Source organism: Cupriavidus sp. 05N40, from assembly GCF_056397305.1.
The window spans coordinates 1-14,679 of the sequence record NZ_JBFTND010000186.1 but is presented as its reverse complement, the minus strand read 5'-3'; the positions used below and the strand labels follow the sequence as shown (position 1 = coordinate 14,679).

At 67.6% G+C, this 14,679-nt stretch carries 16 protein-coding genes and 1 riboswitch; of the genes, 10 read left to right on the top strand and 6 right to left on the bottom strand.

Annotated features, from left to right (window positions below; genetic code table 11):
* The 6 genes from AC1DO7_RS31810 to hpaH all read left to right on the top strand — a co-directional run.
* On the top strand, positions 1–297 hold a 297-nt coding region (locus AC1DO7_RS31810), incomplete at its 5' end, for a fumarylacetoacetate hydrolase family protein (RefSeq protein WP_477116996.1).
* The gene (locus AC1DO7_RS31805) at positions 294–1,055 is read left to right on the top strand and encodes a fumarylacetoacetate hydrolase family protein (RefSeq protein WP_441619030.1); all 762 of its coding nucleotides are present in this window, start codon (positions 294–296) and stop codon (positions 1,053–1,055) included. The genes AC1DO7_RS31810 and AC1DO7_RS31805, both read left to right, overlap by 4 nt.
* A gap of 41 nt (positions 1,056–1,096) precedes the next feature.
* Positions 1,097–2,557: a 5-carboxymethyl-2-hydroxymuconate semialdehyde dehydrogenase gene (gene hpaE / locus AC1DO7_RS31800; RefSeq protein ID WP_441619032.1), complete on the top strand. Its 1,461-nt coding sequence runs from the start codon at positions 1,097–1,099 to the stop codon at positions 2,555–2,557.
* A 63-nt stretch (positions 2,558–2,620) separates the two neighbouring features.
* The gene (gene hpaD, locus AC1DO7_RS31795; protein ID WP_441619034.1) at positions 2,621–3,469 is read left to right on the top strand and encodes a 3,4-dihydroxyphenylacetate 2,3-dioxygenase; all 849 of its coding nucleotides are present in this window, start codon (positions 2,621–2,623) and stop codon (positions 3,467–3,469) included.
* 54 nt (positions 3,470–3,523) lie between these two features.
* Positions 3,524–3,916 carry a 5-carboxymethyl-2-hydroxymuconate Delta-isomerase gene (locus AC1DO7_RS31790; protein ID WP_441619035.1) on the top strand — a complete coding sequence of 131 codons (393 nt, stop codon included), beginning with the start codon at positions 3,524–3,526 and terminating at the stop codon, positions 3,914–3,916.
* 49 nt (positions 3,917–3,965) lie between these two features.
* Positions 3,966–4,769, top strand: a complete 804-nt coding sequence (gene hpaH, locus AC1DO7_RS31785) for a 2-oxo-hept-4-ene-1,7-dioate hydratase (protein WP_441619037.1) — start codon at positions 3,966–3,968, stop codon at positions 4,767–4,769.
* A gap of 84 nt (positions 4,770–4,853) precedes the next feature.
* Here hpaH and AC1DO7_RS31780 read toward each other — a convergent pair whose 3' ends face one another.
* Entirely contained in the window at positions 4,854–5,642 is a 789-nt protein-coding gene (locus AC1DO7_RS31780) for an SDR family NAD(P)-dependent oxidoreductase (protein WP_441619039.1), read from the bottom strand.
* A gap of 112 nt (positions 5,643–5,754) precedes the next feature.
* Between AC1DO7_RS31780 and AC1DO7_RS31775 the strand changes: the two genes are divergently transcribed.
* A complete protein-coding gene (locus tag AC1DO7_RS31775) occupies positions 5,755–6,324 on the top strand; it encodes a TetR/AcrR family transcriptional regulator (protein ID WP_441619041.1) in 570 nt (189 codons plus the stop codon).
* A gap of 95 nt (positions 6,325–6,419) precedes the next feature.
* Positions 6,420–6,695: a hypothetical protein gene (locus AC1DO7_RS31770; RefSeq protein WP_441619043.1), complete on the top strand. Its 276-nt coding sequence runs from the start codon at positions 6,420–6,422 to the stop codon at positions 6,693–6,695.
* A 142-nt stretch (positions 6,696–6,837) separates the two neighbouring features.
* On the opposite strand, the gene AC1DO7_RS31765 is transcribed toward AC1DO7_RS31770, so the two are convergent.
* The gene (locus tag AC1DO7_RS31765) at positions 6,838–7,077 is read right to left on the bottom strand and encodes a hypothetical protein (protein ID WP_441649817.1); all 240 of its coding nucleotides are present in this window, start codon (positions 7,075–7,077) and stop codon (positions 6,838–6,840) included.
* Between the two features lie 552 nt (positions 7,078–7,629).
* On the opposite strand from AC1DO7_RS31765, the gene AC1DO7_RS31760 reads away from it, so the two are divergent.
* The gene (locus AC1DO7_RS31760) at positions 7,630–8,001 is read left to right on the top strand and encodes a BON domain-containing protein (RefSeq protein WP_441619046.1); all 372 of its coding nucleotides are present in this window, start codon (positions 7,630–7,632) and stop codon (positions 7,999–8,001) included.
* A gap of 70 nt (positions 8,002–8,071) precedes the next feature.
* On the opposite strand, the gene AC1DO7_RS31755 is transcribed toward AC1DO7_RS31760, so the two are convergent.
* Both AC1DO7_RS31755 and AC1DO7_RS31750 read right to left on the bottom strand, forming a co-directional pair.
* A complete protein-coding gene (locus AC1DO7_RS31755) occupies positions 8,072–8,704 on the bottom strand; it encodes an AraC family transcriptional regulator (protein ID WP_477116995.1) in 633 nt (210 codons plus the stop codon).
* Positions 8,705–8,814: 110 nt separating this feature from the next.
* Complete coding sequence (locus tag AC1DO7_RS31750) at positions 8,815–9,561, bottom strand: Crp/Fnr family transcriptional regulator (RefSeq protein ID WP_441619050.1); 747 nt, start codon at positions 9,559–9,561, stop codon at positions 8,815–8,817.
* Between the two features lie 149 nt (positions 9,562–9,710).
* On the opposite strand from AC1DO7_RS31750, the gene AC1DO7_RS31745 reads away from it, so the two are divergent.
* On the top strand, positions 9,711–11,348 hold the full coding sequence (locus AC1DO7_RS31745) for an acyl-CoA synthetase (RefSeq protein WP_441619052.1): 1,638 nt from the start codon (positions 9,711–9,713) through the stop codon (positions 11,346–11,348).
* Positions 11,349–11,389: 41 nt separating this feature from the next.
* Here AC1DO7_RS31745 and AC1DO7_RS31740 read toward each other — a convergent pair whose 3' ends face one another.
* Together AC1DO7_RS31740 and AC1DO7_RS31735 are read right to left on the bottom strand one after the other, a co-directional pair.
* A complete protein-coding gene (locus AC1DO7_RS31740) occupies positions 11,390–12,706 on the bottom strand; it encodes a D-amino acid dehydrogenase (protein WP_441619054.1) in 1,317 nt (438 codons plus the stop codon).
* A gap of 48 nt (positions 12,707–12,754) precedes the next feature.
* Positions 12,755–12,881, bottom strand: a riboswitch (glycine riboswitch).
* 283 nt (positions 12,882–13,164) lie between these two features.
* A partial coding sequence (locus AC1DO7_RS31735) for a GTPase domain-containing protein (RefSeq protein ID WP_477116994.1) occupies positions 13,165–14,679 on the bottom strand: 1,515 nt, incomplete at its 5' end.

Sequence of the window (14,679 nt, the reverse complement as noted above, 5' to 3'; positions counted from 1 at the left end):
GTCGGCCCGTGGGTGACGGCGCGCGAGCAGGCCGGCAATCCGGACGCGCGTGCCATGGTGGTGCGCATCAACGGCGAGGAACGCCAGCGCAACAGTACCGTCAACCTGCTACGCCCCGTGGCGCGGCTGCTGGCGGACGTCACCGCCTTCATGTCGCTGGAGCCGGGCGACGTGCTGCTCGCGGGCGTGCCCGAAGGCGCGCCGCTGGCGCGGGCCGGCGATGCGGTGGAGATCGAGATCGAGGGGGTGGGCTGCCTGCGCCACCGTGTCGTGGCCGCACGGGGAGAGGGCGCATGAGAACCGCACGCGTGGCCTGCGATGGACTGGTGCACGGCGCGCAGCCGGCCGGCGACGGACTGCTGCGGCTGGACGACGGGCGCATCGTGCGCGAAGACACGGTGGTCTGGCTGCCTCCCGTGGCGCCGCGCACCACCTTCGCGCTCGGGCTGAACTATGCCGATCATGCGCGCGAGCTGGCCTTCAAGGCGCCGGACGAGCCGCTGGTCTTCCTCAAGGGGCCGGGCACCTTTATCGGCCACCGCGGCCGCACGGTGCGGCCCGAAGGCGTGAAGTACATGCACTACGAGTGCGAGCTGGCGGTGGTCATCGGCCGCACCGCGCGCGGCGTCAGGGCCGCGCAGGCCTACGACCATGTGCGCGGCTACACCGTGGCCAACGACTACGCCATCCGCGACTACCTGGAGAACTACTACCGCCCCAACCTGCGGGTGAAGAACCGCGACACCTGTACGCCGCTCGGGCCCTGGCTGGTGGACCGCGACGACGTGCCGGACCCGATGAACCTGGCGTTGCGCACCACCGTCAACGGCAAGCTGACCCAGGACGGCAATACCCGCGACATGATCTTCGGCATCCCGTGGCTGATCGAGTACCTGAGCAGCTTCATGACGCTCGAGGCGGGCGACATCATCCTCACCGGCACGCCCGAGGGCCTGGCCGATACGCAGCCGGGCGACGAGGTGGTCACCGAGATCGAAGGCGTGGGGCGGCTGGTCAACACCATCGCCAGCGCCAGCGAATACCGCAACGAGTAAGGCCGCGCGCAACGACGCGCGCCACTACGGAGACAGCAGACATGATCAAGCACTGGATCGACGGTAAGCAGGTCGGCAGCCAGGACACCTTCGTCACCTGGAACCCGGCCACCGGCGAGGAGATCGCCACCGTGGCCGCCGGCGGCGAGGCCGAGGTCAATGCCGCCGTGGCCGCCGCCAAGGCGGCCTTCCCCAGGTGGGCCGGCACGCCGGCCAGGGACCGCGCCCGCATCATGCGGCGCCTGGCGGACCTGATCACCCAGCACGTGCCGCAACTGGCGGCGCTGGAAACCCAGGACACCGGCCTGCCGATCGCGCAGACCGGCAAGCAGCTGATCCCGCGCGCGGCCGAGAACTTCAATTTCTTTGCCGAAGTCTGCGTGCAGATGAACGGCCGCACTTACCCGGTGGACGACCAGATGCTCAACTACACGCTCTACCAGCCGGTAGGCGTGTGCGCGCTGATCTCGCCGTGGAACGTGCCCTTCATGACCGCCACCTGGAAGGTCGCGCCGTGCCTGGCGCTGGGCAATACCGCGGTGCTGAAGATGTCGGAGCTGTCGCCGCTGAGCGCCGACCAGCTCGGCATGCTGGCGCTGGAGGCCGGCGTGCCCGCCGGGGTCCTCAACGTGGTGCAGGGCTACGGCGCCACCGCGGGCGACGCGCTGGTGCGCCATCCCGATGTGCGGGCGGTGTCCTTCACCGGCGGCACCGTGACGGGCAAGCGCATCATCGAACGTGCCGGGCTCAAGAAGTTCTCGATGGAGCTGGGCGGCAAGTCGCCGGTGCTGGTGTTCGACGACGCCGACCTGGAGCGCGCGCTCGACGCCGCGCTGTTCACCATCTTCTCGATCAATGGCGAGCGCTGCACCGCCGGCTCGCGCATCTTCGTGCAGGAAACCGTCTACGACGACTTCACGCGCAAGTTCGCCGAGCGCGCCAAGCGCCTGCGCGTGGGCGATCCCACCAGCGAGCAGACCCACGTGGGCGCCATGATCACGCGCCAGCACTGGGACAAGGTGACGGGCTATATCCGCCTGGGCGAGCAGGAAGGCGCCACCGTCCTGGCCGGCGGGGCGGAGCGGCCTGCCGACCTGCCCGCGTACCTGCGCAACGGCAACTTCGTGCAGCCGACCGTGCTCGCCAATGTGGAGAACCACATGCGCGTGGCACAGGAAGAGATCTTCGGGCCGGTAGCCTGCCTGATCCCGTTCAAGGACGAGGACGACGGCCTGGCCATGGCCAACGATACCGAGTACGGCCTGGCCTCCTACATCTGGACGCAGGACGTGGGCAAGGTGCATCGCYTGGCGCGCGGCATCGAGGCCGGCATGGTCTTCGTCAACAGCCAGAACGTGCGCGACCTGCGCCAGCCCTTCGGCGGCACCAAGGCGTCCGGCACCGGGCGCGAGGGTGGCGAGTTCAGCTTCGAGGTGTTCGCCGAGGTCAAGAACGTCTGCATTTCGATGGGGGACCATCACATTCCCCGCTGGGGAGTCTGAGGGYAGCAAAGCGAGAGCGCCGGCATGCATGCCGGTGCCAACCAGAACCAAGGAGACACCGCCATGGGCAAGCTATCGCTCGCCGCCAAGGTCACGCACGTGCCGTCGATGTACCTGTCCGAACTGCCCGGCAAGCATCACGGCTGCCGCGAGGCGGCGATCGCCGGGCACCGCGAGATCGGCCGGCGCTGCCGCGAGCTGGGCGTGGACACCATCGTGGTGGCCGACGTGCACTGGCTGGTCAACGCGGGCTACCACGTCAACTGCAACGCGCGGTTCGAGGGCGTGTACACCAGCAACGAGCTGCCGCACTTCATCAAGGACATGGCCTATGCCTATGACGGCAATCCGGCCCTGGGCCGCCTGATCGCGCAGACCGCCTGCGAACACGGCGTGATGACGCGCGCGCACGAGATCGCCAGCCTGGAGCTGGAGTACGGCACGCTGGTGCCGATGCGCTACATGAATGCCGACCGGCATTTCAAGGTGGTGTCCATCGCGGCATGGTGCGCATGGCACCAGCTCGACGAGAGCCGTCGGTTCGGCGCCGCGCTGCGCGAGGCCATCGAGGCCAGCGATGCCAACGTGGCTTTTCTCGCCAGCGGTTCGCTGTCGCACCGCTTCAACGACAACAACAGTCCGGAAGAAAGCATCCACCAGATCAGCCGCGAGTTCTTCAGGCAGGTGGACCTGCGCGTGGTGGAGTTGTGGAAGCAGGGCGACTGGGCCACCTTCTGCCGCATGCTGCCCGAGTACAACGAGCATTGCATCGGCGAAGGCGGCATGCACGATACCGCCATGCTGCTCGGCCTGCTGGGCTGGGATGCGTACGACCGTCCGGCCGAGATCGTCACCGACTACTTCACCAGTTCGGGCACCGGGCAGATCAACGCGGTCTTTCCCGTGCGCTGAGCGGCGCCCCTGAACTGCGTCCCCGGGCGCACCATCCACGAAGCGAGGCACTGCATGCCCCACATCATCGTCGAGTACACCGACAATATCCGCGCCGAGGCGCGCGTGCCGGCGCTGCTCAAGACCCTCAACGACGTACTGATCGCGCAGGACGGCGCCTTCCCCATCGGCGGCATCCGTTCGCGCGCGCTGGCGCTGAGCGACTACCGCATGGCCGATGGCGAGGCGGACTATGCCTTCGTCCACATCACGCTCAAGATCGGCGCGGGGCGTGACGAGGCCGTCAGGAAAAAGGCGTGCGACGCGCTGTTCGATGCGGTCAAGGCGCACTTCGCCGAACTCTACGCGCGGCGTTACCTGGCGCTGTCGATGGAGCTCGTCGAGTTCAACGAAGGCGGCACCTACAAGCACAACAACGTGCATGCCCGCTTCAGGAAGGCCGGCTGATATTCGCGCCCGGTCACCAGACACGCTACCACGACCCCACGGAGACCCTATGCTCAGCCCTGAGCTGATCGGCCAGATCGCCCGGCGCCTGGACGGCGCCGAACAATCGCGCACGCAGATCCGGCAGATTTCGCTGGACCATCCCGACATCACCATCGAAGACGCCTATGCCATCCAGCGCGAATGGGTGGCGCACAAGCTGGCGCAGGGCCGCACCGTCAAGGGCCACAAGATCGGCCTGACCTCGCGCGCGATGCAGATGTCGTCGCAGATCGAAGAACCCGACTACGGCACGTTGCTCGACGACATGTTCTTCCAGGACGGCGCCACCATTGCGCCGGGGCGCTTCATCGTGCCGCGGGTGGAGGTGGAACTGGCCTTCGTGCTGGGCAAGCCGCTCAAGGGGCCGCACTGCACGCTGTTCGATGTCTACGACGCCACCGCCTACGTCATCCCCGCGCTGGAGATCATCGACGCGCGCAGCCATTCGATCGACCCCGAAAGCAAGCGCCCGCGCAAGGTCTTCGACACCATTGCCGACAACGCCGCCAACGCAGGCGTGGTGATGGGCGGCCGCCCGGTGCGCCCGTTCGACGTGGACCTGCGCTGGGTCTCGGCCATCATGTCGCGCAACGGCGTGATCGAGGAAACCGGCGTGGCGGCCGGCGTGCTCAACCATCCGGCCAATGGCGTGGCCTGGCTGGCCAACAAGCTCCATCCGTTCGGCGTGGGGCTGGAAGCGGGCGAGGTCATCCTCGGCGGCTCGTTCACGCGGCCGGTGGCTGCCAGCCCGGGCGATACCTTCCAGGTGGACTATGGCGCGCTGGGCACCGTCGCCTGCCATTTCGCGTAGCGGCGCGGCGCGGGTGCCGGGCCGATCTCGGGCCGCGCCCGGATCGCGCCGGACTGGCCCGGGCTACCGGGCTACCAGGCAGGCTCAGGAGACGTTGCGGTACCGCTCGGCGGCATGGACCTGCGCGAAATTCGGGAACATGGCGAGCCGGGCGGCTTCGTAAGCGTTCCATTGCCCCACGTCCGGCAACGGCGGGATCGTGACGGTTTCGCGGCGGTCGTAGCCGACGAGTGCCGCATCCACCAGTTCATCCACTTCCATGACGGCCGCGAGGCTGTTCACATCCTTGCCCGAGCGCGCCCAGATTTCCGTGCGGGTGGCCGATGGCAGCACGGCCTGCACGTAGATGCCCTTTGGCCCGAGCTCGAGGTGAAGACCCTGGGTCAGGAAAAGCACGAAGGCCTTGGTCGCGCCATAGACCGTCAGGCCGAATTCGGGCGCAAGTCCCACGACCGAGCCGATGTTGATGATGGCGCCGCCGCCGGCCTGGACGAAGCGGGGCGTGACGGCGCTGGCAAGACGCGTCAGCGCCGTGGTGTTGAGGTTGATGACCGCGGCCACGTCATCCGGGCTCTGATCGGCAAAGCCGCCGGCAGCACTAGCGCCGGCATTGTTGACCAGGACGCCGATGCGGGCGTCGTCGCGCAGCCGTGCCTCGACCTGGGCCAGCTCCGCCGGCCTGGTCAGGTCTGCCTGGAGGATATCGATGGTGACACCGGTTTCGCTGCGCAACGTCTGCGCGATGGCTTCCATGCGGGCGCGGTCGCGCGCTACCAGCACAAGGTTATGTCCGCGCCTGGCGAACCGGTCGGCATAGACGGCGCCGATGCCAGTGGATGCGCCGGTAATCAGGACGCTGGGCTTTGTGGTCATGCTGTTCCCCTTCAGGATGTCGGTACGTTTGCTCGCGTATTCATGACGGCCGTCATGAATGGAATCATGATGTACGTCATGTATAATGTCAAGCGATGATGGAGAGAATCAGATGAAGGTCAGTCGCGAGCAGGTTGCCGCTAACCGGCAGAGGATCCTGGAGGCGGCCAGCCGCCTGTTCCGCTCGCTCGGCTTCGAGGCCGTGACGGTGGCGGAAGTGATGAAGGCTGCCGGCCTGACGCATGGCGGCTTCTACGGGTACTTCAAGTCCAAGGACGACCTGATCGCCCAGACGCTGGCGCATGTCATGGCTGCCGGGGCCCAGGGCGAGGTCGACGTGGCCCGCTATGTCGCCGATTACCTTGCGCCGAGCCACCGCGACGACCTCGCGGGCGGGTGCCCGACGGCTGCCCTTGCCGCGGAAACCATCCGCCAGGCGCCGGAAGCGCGGGCGGCAATGACGGCTGCGCTACGGCGCCAGTTCGAGCGGTTCGGCGAAAGCGCGCCGGGTGGCAACGCGGCCCAGGCACGCCAGGCCGCGATCGGCAACTGGTCGGCCATGCTGGGCGCCGTGATCCTGGCGCGCCTGGTCGACGACCCGGACCTGTCCGACGAGATCCTGGCGCAGACCCACGCCTGGATCCGCGGCAAAGGCAAGCCGGCGGCCGGACCCGACACCTGAGCGGCAAGGGGCGCAACCGGCGCCCGGGACTGGCATGGCGATTGCGGCAGTACCGGATCGCGCCGCCGCCGGCGGCGATCCCGGAGGAGACAGCCATGCATTCGACGCCCCGCAAGGAACACAAGGAAGACAGCAGGGCCGTCCGGCCCGATGACCAGCCGGTGCCCGGCCGCACTGGCACCGCCACGCGCGCGCAGGACCAGCAGGGCGAACCCCAGCCGCGCCTGCCGCACGAACACGACGAAAGCCATCACAGCCAGCGCAGCGGCCCGCGCAAGGAGGTGGAGCAGGCCGGTCGCGATATCGAGCGCGGGCTGGAAGACACCGATCTCTACGCCACGCGCGGCAAGCGCGCCGGCGGGCAGAAGTAGACGTAGCGGTCCCCGGACAGGCGTGCCCGGGGACCGCTACAAGACGACTCTCAAGATATTTCCCAGAACAAAGCCGCCTCCACGCTTGCGCGCGGAGGCGGCTGGCGGCGCCGTGAGGTGCCGCGCTCGTCAAAGCAGGCTGTCAGCGCTGTCCGCCTTGCTGCCCACCTTGCTGGCGGCTCTTCTGGCCTTGCTGGTTCTGCTGACCGGCCTGATCGGTCTTCTGGCCCTGCTGGCCTTGCTGGCCCTGGCCGCGATCCTGTTGCTGCTGCTGGCCGCCCTTCTGGTCCTGGCCTCCGGACTGCTGGCCCTGTTGACCAGACTGCTGCTGTTGCTTGTCCTGGTCTTGCTGGCCTTGGCCGGGTTGCTGTTGCTGTCCCATCGTGCTCTCCATGGCGCGGCGGAATGCCGCGTTATGGCATGGGCGCAAGGCGCGTGCCACGCACGGTGGCGGCTGCTGCGCATGGCGCATCCCGGTATGGCGCGCGTACCCGCCAGGGCCTGCCAGGCAAGGGCCCCAGCGCCCTGGCGCATCGATCCGCGCGCACCGGCAGAGACCGCCCGACCCCGTGGAAGTCGATGGCGCCGCATATGCGCCGGCGCGGCGCGGCATGAGTTGGCGCCATCCACCCGGCGTTTTTTACAAGCCCGTCATTTATTTACAGGCGCCGCAGGGGCCGCACCGCCGGTTCGCTTGCGGCACCGGCCAGCGCGCCCGGCCAGCGCTGCCGGACGCGCTGGCCGGGCGTCTCTCCTTGCGGCGGCATGGGGGCGCCGCGCGTGCCTGTCCCGGAACGGTCCTTGCGGGAGAGTATGCAGAAGCCAGCACACGGCACGCGTCCAGCGACGCGCGGACGTGGATGCCAGGCCTTTCTGTTCCTTCCGGCTCCCTGCGCAATCATCGGAGCCATCGAACCATCATCAGGAGATCGCCATGAACACACATGAGACGTTTCGCGCCGTTTGCCTCGCTGCGCTGCTGGCAGCCGCCGGCGCCGCCCAGGCCGCCACCGCCACGGACACTGCGCCTGCGGCAAACAGCGCGCCGGGTATGACGGGCCATCCCGAAACCAGCAGCGCCAGGCAGAAGATGAGCGACAGCGCCGTGACCACCAAGGTCAAGGCGGAACTGCTGGCCGCAAAGGGCCTGAAGTCCACCGGCATTCACGTCAAGACCCGGGACGGCGTAGTGTCGCTGGACGGCGTGGTGCCTTCGGAAGACCAGCGCACGCTTGCCGCGCAGACCGCGCGCAACGTGGATGGCGTGGCGTCGGTCTCGAACTCCCTGCAGGTGGTCACCAGGTAGCCGCCAGTCGGGCGCAGGCGCCCGGAGCCCGACGCCCGGCGCCGGACGGGCTCGGGCCATGGCACGGGCACTACGCCGCGAGATTGATGCCCGTCAGGGTGAAGGCCGTGCTCGCCCGCATGGATTCCGGCAGGTTTTCATTGAGCAGCCGGACCGCGCCGGGGCCCACGGTATTGGCGCAGGCGCTCGCCAGCGCACTTGCATGCGCGAGGCCGGCCTGACGCGCCAGCCTGTCGCCGGGGATGCGCCGGCCGGTAGCCAGCAGGTATAGCGCGTGCGCTACGCGCTGCTCGCGCAACAGTACCCGCAGCGCCTCGCCCTCGGCAAACAGGCGGGCGCGCACCAGCCTTGGCGCTACCTGCCACCGTTCCGACACCAGCGCGGCATTCCACGGCAGCCGCGGCAGCTCGAACATCGCGCCAGCCAGCGCACGCGACCAGTATTTCCCGGTGGCGCCATGGTCGCGCGGGCAGGCCGCATCAGGCACCGCGCGCAGCACGAGCGCCGTGTCGCGTCCGGTCCTGGGCAGGAAATCGCAATCGAAATAGGCAAAGGCAGGCACCACGAACGGCTTGCCGGGCGATACCTCGCGCCGCGCATTGGCATCGCRCAGGCATGCGCTGCCCCGCAGGGCGTCCACGTGCACGGCAAAGGGAAAGCGCAGATGGGACAAGCGCAGCTCGGTGCTGCTGACAAGGGCCATGCGAAGCTCAGGGGGCGCAACCGGCGCGCGGGTATCGCGCCGCTTGGGAAAAGAGGCATTGTACGGTGTCGCGGCACGCCGGACCATCATCGTGCCGGCCATTGCCTGCGCTACAGCTCCGACAGCCCGACGTGGCGCAGCCGTTCGAGGTCGGTCACGCGGATGCTCTGGTAGGAAAGATCGACCATGCCTTCGGCCGCCAGCCGGCGCAATGCCTGGTTGACGCGCTGGCGCGAGAGCCCCGTGAGCAGGCCGATTTCTTCCTGGGAAAGCTCCAGTACCGCGCTTGTGCGCGGGTAGAGCGCAGCATGGAACAGCTGCGCGATGGCCTGCGCCACGCGCGCATCCGCACCCAGCAGCCGGTCGTTCTGCACGGTTGCGATGAACTGCCCCATGCGTTCGTTGAGCTGGCGCACCACGAAGCTGGAGAAGGGCAGGCTCTCCGCCAGCAGGGTGTGGAACACCGTATCGGGCACCAGCGCGATGCGCGAGTCGCGGATGGCGATCACGTCGTAGCGGCGGGCCTCGCGCTTGATGACGCTGCCTTCGCCGCACCAGCCGCCGGCCGGCACGCCGGAGAAGGTGCAGCCGCGCCCGTCCGGCGTATACACGGCGAGCTTGATGAGTCCGTTCTCGACCCCGATCCAGTAGCGCGACGGCTCGCCCCGGCGCGCCACGAAGGCGCCCGCGGCGAAGTCCTGGACCACCACCTGCCGTGCGGCCAGCGCCTGGTGGGCCGGCGCGAGCGAGGCGTACCACTCGTGCCTGGACAGCAAGGCAGCCGGCGACGCAGGCGTGGCAGCGGGGGGTGGTGCGGGAAGGCCGGGCTGGGAGGACGCGGGTGGATGGCTGGACATTGATCTGGATTCAACCCGGAGAGCGCGCCCCGGCGGGGCACTGTCATCCGGACGACAAAGCTTTGTCGTGTGGGATGATAGCCTTGCCCTGCAAAAAGTAACAGCGACCGGCGGCGCCCGCAGCGCCAGGCGCAAGCGGAGACCAAGCAATGCCAAGCGATTTCGACACCGGCCTGGGCAAGAACCCGGCCAACCACGTTCCCCTCACGCCCATCGATTACCTGGCGCGCGCCGCCGAAGTCTATGGCGAGCGCCTGGCCATCGTGCATGGCCCGCTGCGCCAGACCTGGCGCGAGACCTACGCTCGTGCGCGGCGCCTGGCCAGCGCGCTGGCGGGCCTCGGCATCGGCCGGGGCGATACGGTGGCGGTCCTGTTGCCCAACACGCCGGCCATGGTGGAAGCGCACTTCGGCGTGCCGATGGCGGGGGCGGTGCTCAATGCGCTGAACATCCGGCTCGACGCCGCCAACCTGGTTTTCATGCTGCGTCATGGCGAGGCCAAGGTGCTGCTGGCCGATACCGAGTTCGCCGAGCTCGCGCGCCAGATCGGCAACGAAATCCCCGGCCTGAAGGTGGTGGCGGTGGCAGATGCGCTGGGCCCGCAGGACGCGCCGCGCTTTGGCGAGACCGACTACGAAACCCTGCTGGCCTCGGGCGATCCCGACTACGCCTGGCAATGGCCCGCCGACGAGTGGGACGCCATCGCCCTGAACTATACCTCGGGCACCACCGGCGACCCCAAGGGCGTGGTCTACCACCATCGCGGCGCAGCCATCAATGCCGTGTCCAACATCCTCGAGTGGGACCTGCCCAAGCACGCGGTCTACCTGTGGACGTTGCCCATGTTCCACTGCAACGGGTGGTGCTTTGCCTGGACCATCGCCGCGCGCGCCGGCATCAATGTGTGCCTGCGCAAGTTCGAGCCCAAGCTGGTGTTCGACCTGATGCGCGACGAAGGCGTGACCCATTACTGTGCCGCGCCCATCGTCCACACCGCGCTGGTCAACGCGCCGCCGGCCTGGCGCGAAGGCCTGCGCGGCCCGGTGCGCGGCATGGTGGCCGGTGCGCCGCCGCCCGCGGCGGTGCTGGCGCAGATGGAAGAAATGGGTTTCGAGCTGACCCACGTCTACGGCCTGACCGAGACCTATGGCCCGGCCGCGGTGTGCGCGGAGCAGGACGACTGGGCCGCGCTGTCGCAGGAAGACCGCGCCACCCGCAAGGCCCGCCAGGGCGTGCGCTACCACTTGCAGGCCGGGGTGGCGGTGCTCGATCCGGATTCGATGCAGCCAGTGGCCGCCGACGGCGAGGAGATCGGCGAGATCATGTTCCGCGGCAATATCTGCATGAAGGGCTATCTCAAGAACGAGAAGGCCACGCGCGAAGCCTTCGCCGGCGGATGGTTCCACACCGGCGACCTGGGCGTGCGCACGGCGGACGGCTACGTCAAGATCAAGGACCGCAGCAAGGACATCATCATCTCCGGCGGCGAGAACATCTCCAGCGTCGAGGTGGAAGACGCGCTCTACCGCCATGCGGCCGTGCTGGCCGCGGCGGTGGTGGCGCAGCCGGATGCCAAGTGGGGCGAAACGCCCTGCGCCTTCGTCGAGCTGAAAGACGGCGCCAGCGCCACGGCCGAGGAACTGATCGCGCATTGCCGCACCTTGCTGGCTGGCTTCAAGGTGCCCAAGGCCGTGTATTTCGGGCCCTTGCCCAAGACTTCGACGGGCAAGATCCAGAAGTTCGAGCTGCGCCGCAAGGTCAAGTCGGACACGGCCATCGACGTCTAGCCACGCGCGGTGGCGCCGGCCGGCGCCMCCGGGGCCGGGGGCTAGTGGACGGCCCGCTGCGCGGACGCCAGCGTCGCCGGCCGCGTCGTGCCACCGGCGGGCAGCGCGCCCGTAAAGGCGAAATCCACCTCCGGCACGCGGCCGCTGACGATGTCCGCGATCGCACGGCCCGAGCCGCAGCCGTGCGTCCAGCCAAGCGTGCCGTGGCCGGTGTTCAGGTAGAGCCCGCCGATGGCGCTGGCGCCGATATAAGGTACGTTGCCCGGCGTGGCAGGGCGCAGCCCGGTCCAGAATTTCGCCAGCTCCGGTCGGCTCATGCCCGGGAACACTTCCAGCGTGCGCCGCACGATGGCCTCGCAGCGCACCGGGTTCAGATCCATCGCATAGCCGTTGAGTTCGGCTGTGCCGGCCACGCGCAGGCGGTCGCCAAAGCGCGAGAACACCAGCTTGTACTCGTCGTCGGTCAGGCTCACGCTGGGCGCGCGCTCGCTGTCGAGCACCGGCAGCGTCACCGAATAGCCCTTGGCCGGATAGATGTCGAGCTTGACCCCGAGCGGGCGCGCCAGCATCGGGCTGAAGCTGCCCAGCGCCAGCACGTAGGCGTCCGCGCTCTCGATCTGGTAGCCGCCAGTCTCGTCGGCAATCTCCACCCCGTGCATGCTGCCGCCCTCGGCATGCAGGCGCTGCACCCGCACGCCATAGCGAAAGCGCACGCCCAGCGCTTCGCAGCGCGCGGCCAGCGCGGTGGTGAAGCGGTGCACATCGCCCGATTCATCCTCGCTGGTATAGGTGGCGCCCGCCAGACGCGGCGCGATATTCGCCAGCGCCGGCTCCAGCCGCACCACTTCGTCCGGCCCGATCACGCGGCGCTCGCAGCCCAGCTCGCGCATGATGCGCGCCGGCTCGACGGCCGCGTCGAATTCCTTCTGGCTGGTATAGAAATGCAGGATGCCGCGCGTGAGGTGGTCGTACTCGATGCCGGTCTCGGCGCGCAGCGCCTGCAGGCTGGCGCGGCTATAGGTGCCCAGGTTGAGCAGCTGGATCATGTTGTGGGTGGAGCGACTGGCCGTGCACTCGCGCAGGAACTTGAGTCCCCACGACCACTGCGCCGGATCTGCGCGCAGGCGGAACAGCAGCGGAGCATCCTCGCGCCCGAGCCAGCGCAGCATCTTCAGCGGCGCGGCCGGGTTGGCCCAAGGCTCGGCATGGCTGACCGAGATCTGCCCGCCGTTGCCAAAACTGGTTTCCCGGGCCGCGCCCGCATTGCGCTCCAGCACCACGACCTCGTGCCCGGCACGGGCCAGGTACCACGCAGACGCAACGCCGATCACGCCGGCTCCCATCACGATGACTTTCATTTCTCAGGCTCCGGATAGCAAAAAGGGGCAGGCAAGCCATCTGGCCTGCCTGCCCCCACTGTCCTTTTGCCTGAGAGATTCGCCGCACCCACCACGGGTACCGGCTTGCCCCTTCGGCGGCCGCGTGCCGCTTACCTGGTCGGTGTGCGGTCCGGCGCTCTCCAGTTTGTTCGGTTTCCAGTCTTTTGCACCTGAGCGTTTCAGGGGTACGCCTTCGGTAGAGACACCCACCTGATACGGCGGAGGTGTCTCGTTCTCCTGGAAGCCGCAACATAGCACGCGTTGCAGAGAGACTGCAAGGGCAGTATGGCGGCCCGGCGGCGCCCCGCCGCCGGGCCGCGCGCTGTAGCAAGGTTCTGTAGCAGTCTGGCCGGCCAATTTTTGGAGCCGGCGAGCTCGGGAGCAGGGCACGAGTAGCGCAGGCTTTTACAGGTGGCGGACCAATATGGCAATAGGGTTCAAGGTGCAGTGCCTGGTATCCGCGGCGTGGCACCGTTGAGTGCATCATGCAATTGCTGCTTCAGTGCTTTGCAGCGGTCGGCTACCTCTTCCGACTGCTTGCCAAGCCCGATACTGATGGCCTGGCGTTCCAGCATATCCTTCAGTTGACCAGTCAGATTTGCCGCGATGTTGTCCAGAGCCGTGTTTCCGAACCTCTCGATGGCATTGCTGGTGCCTAGCGCCGATGCTTCGGCGTGCTGTCTGAATGCAGCGCGAAGCGAGCGGCGCAGGTCCGTAACGTAGCGCCGTTTGGCATCCTCGATTTTCTCTTCCCGAAAATGCAGATAGAGGTCGAGGATGGTTGCTAGCAACGGGCTGAATGCCGCTAGTCTTCCCGATGCTCTTGTGATGAGGCCAGCTCGACGGAGAGCCTCCGTCCTGACCAGCCTTATCCCGGTGGACCCGGCAATTTCGTAGAGGAGATTGCCGAGTGCCTTTGTGCTTATCGAAGCGGCTTCCAGTCCGCCTGCTATTGGCCCGGTTGCGCTATTGACAAGCCGCGTCAGACGCAATGCCGGGCTAGCTGGGATGCGGATGGCATCCAGTGAGCCGGGTGTGCCTGGCGCGAAGCTGCCGCCGGACCACGGCATGTGGAGCGCCTGCGTTGTGCGATTCTCGAGTTGCTTCCCCGCGCCGCCAAGGATTTCGTGCAGCTGTCGCTCCATTTCGCACCAAAGCTTGCTCAAGTCCTCCTTCATCTGGTCAAGCGTGGAGGTGAAGAACGCCTGCACCTCCGGAGCCTCGGCGGTGCCGTCCAGACGTTCCATTGCTTTCGCGGCACGCCCCAGTACTGTTGAATAGACTTGCCGATGCCATAGGCGCGCGAGCGAATGCAGGTGTTCCCTTGCCTGTTCAAGCTCGGCGATTTCCTTCTGGACGCAGGCTATGCGTGCTTGCAGGCAGGGCTCGTCGCCGGATTGCATGACATCCCGCATAACGCCTTCCACAGCGCTGATGGCTGCAATCGCCCGGCTCGCCTGACCGGTCTGGTTTCCCCAGGCGGAAAGGCTGGTCACCAGCGCCGACAATCTGCTTTGCCGCAGCAGTCGCTCGCGGAAGCCGGCCGAGGCCTGCCTGGCATGGAAGTACTTTGCCACCGAGCAGTGGAGCACGGGAATGCCGATGCGTCTACCCAATACCGCCTCAATCCGCTGTTGCATGCCGGCGCCTCCATTGCGGTCCCGGTCTATTTTGTTGACCACCAGGCAGCATGGTCTGCCGAGACAGAGGTTGTCTTGGTCTAGCAGCCTTCTCAATATGCCTGCCTGGGCCCGATAGGGAAGTTCGGGTGTAACGACGAGCAATATCATGTCGGCCTCCATGGCCGCACTGAGTGCTGCCCCGCCCACGAGTTCACTGGGGGAAAGATAAAGGCCTGGCGTATCCACAAATACCATCCCGTGYCAGTCATGCTCGCCTACCGCCGCAGTTGGCTCATCCGTTCCGAGGTGCGCTTCGTCGTTCCCTGACAC